Annotated in this window: 3 protein-coding genes; 2 read left to right on the top strand and 1 reads right to left on the bottom strand. The window is 75.3% G+C overall.

The window, feature by feature from the left end; genetic code table 11:
* On the top strand, positions 1-2,333 hold a 2,333-nt coding region (locus ACSNOK_RS30505), incomplete at its 5' end, for a DEAD/DEAH box helicase (protein ID WP_436784037.1).
* Entirely contained in the window at positions 2,330-3,226 is an 897-nt protein-coding gene (locus ACSNOK_RS30500) for a hypothetical protein (protein WP_436784036.1), read from the top strand. The genes ACSNOK_RS30505 and ACSNOK_RS30500, both read left to right, overlap by 4 nt.
* Positions 3,227-3,295: 69 nt before the next feature.
* On the opposite strand, the gene ACSNOK_RS30495 is transcribed toward ACSNOK_RS30500, so the two are convergent.
* Positions 3,296-5,056, bottom strand: a complete 1,761-nt coding sequence (locus ACSNOK_RS30495; RefSeq protein WP_436784035.1) for a serine/threonine-protein kinase — start codon at positions 5,054-5,056, stop codon at positions 3,296-3,298.
* Positions 5,057-5,156 lie beyond the last annotated feature (100 nt).

Genomic DNA, 5,156 nt, shown 5'->3' with positions numbered 1-5,156 from the left:
CCCCCATTCACTCGCCCGCCCCCACCCCCGCGCAGCTCGCGGAGTGGGCCCTCGCCGGCGCCGGCGAGCGAGCCGTGGCCCGGCTCTGCCTCCGGCTCGGCACGCCCGCCGGCCCGGACGCGCTCTGGCCGCTGACCTTCCACCTGGAAGCGGTGGACGAACCGGGCGTGGTCTCCGCCCAGCGCGTCTGGGACGGGGAGTCCGACGCCGGGCCCCCCGCCGTCGGCGGCCGGATCCTGGAGAGCCCGCAGGAGACGCTGACCGAGGGGCTGGCCCGCGCGGCCCGGATGTTCCGGCCCGTCGCCGCCTGCCTGGCGGAGAGCCGGCCCACCCGGGTGCTCCTCAACCCGTTCCAGGCCGCCGAGTTGTTCGGCGACACCGCGACCGCCCTGCACACCGCGGGCATCGGGCTCGTCGTCCCGGCCGAGCTGTCCGGCGAGGACGCCCACGTGCTCGGCCCCCGCCTCCGCGTCGGCACCCGCCGCCGGGCGGCCGCCACCGCCGGCGCGCCCCACACCCGTACCCGTACCGTCACCTACCGCTGGGAAGCCGTCGTCGGCACCGAGACGGCCACCCCCGGCGAGGTCACCGCCCTGGCCTCCCGCGGCGAACCGCTCGCCGCCTGGCGGGGCACCTGGCTCCGGCTCGACCCCGAGCGGATCGACGACCTGGCCGGACTGGTCGGCACGACCGGCCGGCTGTCCACCGCCGAGGCGCTGGCCGTCGCCCTGTGCGGACGCCACCACACCGAGGAGTTCGGTGACGTCCCGGCCGTGGCCGACGGCTCGGTCGCGGACCTCGTCGGCCGGCTGCGCGAGGCGGCCGGGCGCACCGAGCCCGACCTCACCGGCGTCCACGCCGACCTCCGCGACTACCAGCGGCGGGGTGTCGCCTGGCTGCAATCCCTCACCGACCTGGGGTTCGGGGCGCTGCTCGCCGACGACATGGGTCTCGGCAAGACCCTCCAGACCATCGCGCTGCTCGCCGGCCGCACCGGCGACCGCCCCCGGCTCGTCGTCTGCCCGACGTCCGTGGTGAGCAACTGGGAGCGGGAGCTGGCCCGGTTCGCCCCCGGCCTGACCGTGTTCCGCCACCACGGCGCCCGGCGCGCCACCGACCCCGCCGCTTTCCCGCCCGGAGCCGTCGTCGTCACCAGCTACGCCCTGCTGCGTCTGGACGCCGACCTGCTCGCGTCCGTCGGCTGGGACCTCGTCGTCCTGGACGAGGCGCAGCAGATCAAGAACCACACGGCACAGACGTTCCGCGCCGCCATGCGCCTGGAGGCCCGGGCCCGGGTCGCGCTGACCGGTACCCCGGTCGAGAACCGGCTGTCGGAGCTGTGGTCCGTCACGCACTTCGCCAATCCCGGGCTGCTCGGTTCGCACCGGCGGTTCAAGGAGCAGTTCGCCGGGCCGATCGAGCGGGACGGCGACCAGGAGGCGGCCGAGCGGCTGCGCGCCGTCGTCACGCCGTTCATGCTGCGCCGCCTGAAGAGCGCGGTGGTCGACGAGCTGCCGGCCAAGATGGAGTCCACGGTCGCCTGTGACCTCACCGCCGAACAGGCCCGGCTCTACCGCGCGGCCCTCGCGGACGCGCTCGAAGGGGACGGCGGGCTCGGCACCGGGATCCGCCGGCAGGGCAACGTCCTGCGGCTGCTCACCCACCTCAAGCAGATCTGCAACCACCCCGCGCAGTACCTGGGCGAGGCGGACCCGGCGGCGGGCTCGACGGCCGGCCGCTCCGGGAAGCTGATGCGCGCGACGGAGATGCTCGGCGAGGCCGTGGCCGCGGGCGACCGGGCCCTGGTCTTCACCCAGTACCGCGTCATGGGAGAGCTGCTGGCCCGCCACCTGGCGGCCGAACTGGGCCTGGACGACGTACCGTTCCTGCACGGCGGCACCCCGGCCGAGCGGCGTGACGCGATGGTGGACGCGTTCCAGCACGACGACGCGGCGTCCCCGCTGCTCATCGTCAGCCTCAAGGCGGGCGGCTTCGGCCTCAACCTCACCCGGGCCTCGCATGTCCTGCACTACGACCGCTGGTGGAACCCCGCCGTCGAGGACCAGGCCACCGACCGCGCCCACCGCATCGGCCAGACCAGGACCGTGCACGTGCACAAGCTGGTCACCGCCGACACCTTCGAGGAGCGCGTCGACGCGCTCCTGGCGAGCAAGCGCTCCCTCGCGGACGCCGTCGTCGGCACGAGCGAGACCTGGCTGGCGGAGCTCGACGACGACGCCCTGCGCGCCCTGGTCCGTCTCGCCGACTCGGGAGAGACGGCGGCTCCGGACGACGACCCGACCGCTTCGGCAGCCTCAGGAGAAACGGCATGAGCACCGCCACCCGCCGCACCACGGCCACCCGAGAGAAGCAGACCCCGCGAGAAAAGCAGGCGGCCCGCGAGAAGCAGGCCCCCCGCCGACAGTCCCCCGTCACCACCGGCAAGCCGGCCGCCCCCGGCAGCACGTGGTGGAGCAGGCGCTGGATCCGCGCCCTGGAGTCGCTGGGCGCCACCTACCCCAACCCCCGCCTCCCGCGCGGCCGTACGCTGGCCCGCCAGGGCGCGGTCCACGGACTGACGGTCCGGCCGGGCGAGGTGACCGCCCAGGTGCGGCAGGCCAAGCGCGGTTACGACGTCACCCTGCGGCTGCCGGTCTTCGGCGACGGCGAGTGGTCGGCCGGTGTCACGGTGCTGGCCGGGCAGCTCCGGCACGCGGCGAGCCTGCTGGAAGGACGGATGCCGGAGGACATCGACGAGACCCTCGGCCAGGCCGGACTCGCCCTCTTCCCCCGGCGCGGCGAGCTCTCCTCCCACTGCGACTGCCGGGACACCGGTGACCCCTGCGGCCACGGGGCCGCCGTCCACTACGCGTTCGCGAGCGCCCTGGAGGACAACCCCTTCCTGCTGCCCGCCCTGCGCGGGCGTGACAAGGAGAAGCTGCTGGCCGAGCTGCGGGCCGCCCGCTCCGGCGGCCCGGCCGAGGCGGCCGCGGGGCCGGACGGAATCCCCGTATCCCAACTGGGCGCGCCTGACGCGTACTTCACCGGCGGTGATCTGACCGCCGTCCCCCTGCACCCCCAGCCGCCCGCCGACCCGGCCCGCCGGCTGCGCCGGCTCGGGCCGCCGCCGGGCTGCGCCCCGGGCGACGCCGAGCTGCTGGCCGAGGCGGTGGAGCGGGCCGCCGCCCACGCGTGGCGCACGGCCGGAGGGGACGCCGCCGGGTGACGCCCGGCGCCCCTGCCCGCGCCGATTCCCCTGCCCGCGTCATCCCCTCTCGCCCGCGCCCCGCCCGCGTCACTTCTCCTTGAGCTTGAGGTACCGCAGGATCTCCTTGTACAGCTTGTCGCCCTCGGTCCGCGCCTTGCCCTTCTCCGGCATCGTCACCTCCAGGTACCAGGCGGTGTCCTTCGCCTTGTTGACGATGATCCGGCCGCGGCGGACGAGTTTCGGGTCGTCGTCCCCGCTCCCGGACTTCCGGTAGGTCGTCGTCATCTCCACCGACTCGCGGCCGTCGAAGGACGGGGCGGATCCGACCGTCGCCCGGGCGTCCACGATCCCGGACACGTCCCCCTTCTCGAAGGTCCGCTTCCGCTTGGCGCCCTCGCCCCGCGCCGAGTTGACCTCCTTGTCGGACGCGGAGGACGCATCAGCAGAGGAAGAGGAAGAGGAAGAGGAAGAGCCGGCGGGCGGATCGGTCCGGATGAACAGGGAGACACCGTAGACCCCGCCGGGATCGCTGAAGCGCACCCAGCGCTCGTCGGGCTTGACGTCCTTGACGTAGTCCTCCGGCACGGCAACCGACGCCTTGACGATCTCCGGCTCGTCGACGACCTTCCAGTGCAGCGGCGTCGCCGGCCCGTACCCGAACGGGTTGATCGCGAACAGCGCGACGGCCGCGCCCACCACGACGACCCCGATCCCCAGGGACCACCGCGTCTTCCGCTTGTCGTGCAGCACCGGCGGGATCCAGCGGCTGCCGGTGACCGGAACCGTCGGCGCCACGGCCGCGGGCACCGGCGGCGCGGGCCGGGCCACCTCCTCCAGGGCCGCGCGGACCTGGGACGTCGTCGGCCGGGCCGACGGCTCCTTCCGCAGCAGCCCCATCACGATGTCCGCGTACCCGGCCGGGGCCCGGGTCGGCCGCGGGGGCTCGGCGGAGAGCACGGCCTGCATCGTCGCCTGCGTGTTGGAGCGGCGGAACGGGGACATCCCCTCGACGGCCGCGTACAGCACGACGCCCAGCGACCACAGGTCGGAGGCGGGGCCGGGCCGCTGCCCCAACGCCCGCTCCGGCGCCACGAACTCGGGCGAGCCGATGAAGCCGCCGGTCTCCGTGAGGCCCTGCTCCCCCTCGATCTGCGCGATGCCGAAGTCGGTGAGGACCACCCGGTCGTGCCGCCCGAGCAGCACGTTGTCCGGCTTGACGTCCCGGTGCAGCACCCCCGCCTCGTGCGCCGCCTCCAGCGCGCCCAGCACCGCGAGGCCGATGCGGGCCGCCTCGCGCGGGTCCAGCGTCCCCTCGTTCAGCCGGTCGCCCAGGGACTGGCCCTTGACCAGCTCCATGACGATCCAGGGCCGGCCGTCCTCCACCACCACGTCGTGCACGGCGACGACCGAGGGGTGCGCGACACGCGCCGCGGCACGGGCCTCGCGCTGCATCCGGAGGTGGATGGTCTGCCGCATGGACTCCGGCAGGTGGTCCGGCACCCGCGGCTCCTTGACGGCGACCTCGCGGTCCACGACCTCGTCGTGCGCCCGCCACACCGTGCCCATACCGCCGTGCCCCAGCCGCGAGCGGAGCAGGTACCGGCCGCCCACCCGGCGGCCCGCACCCGGCTCGCCTGCCATCGCCGACGCCGGCGCCATCGCCGTCGCCGACGCCGACGCCCCGGACGGGCCCGCCGCCGCGTCGGGCGCGACGGATATCGCGGCCGGGTCCTGGGTCAGCGGCGGTGCCGCCGGGTCGCTGTACGGGTTCGGCCAGGCCGGGGCCGGGGCCGGCGGCCGCAGGTCGTAACTGGTGGGCTGGTGCGCCCTTCCCCCGTCGTTGGTCATGCCCCCATCATCGGCCACAGGCACCGGGACCCGTAATCCCCCTCCGCGACCCCGCGGCGTCCCCTCCGCGCCGCACCGTCATGCCGCCCGGGCCCCGCGC

The sequence above is a fragment of the Streptomyces sp. URMC 126 genome, from assembly GCF_051386555.1.
In the GTDB taxonomy this organism is placed as follows: domain Bacteria; phylum Actinomycetota; class Actinomycetes; order Streptomycetales; family Streptomycetaceae; genus Streptomyces.
This window is presented reverse-complemented; position numbering and strand designations above follow the sequence as displayed.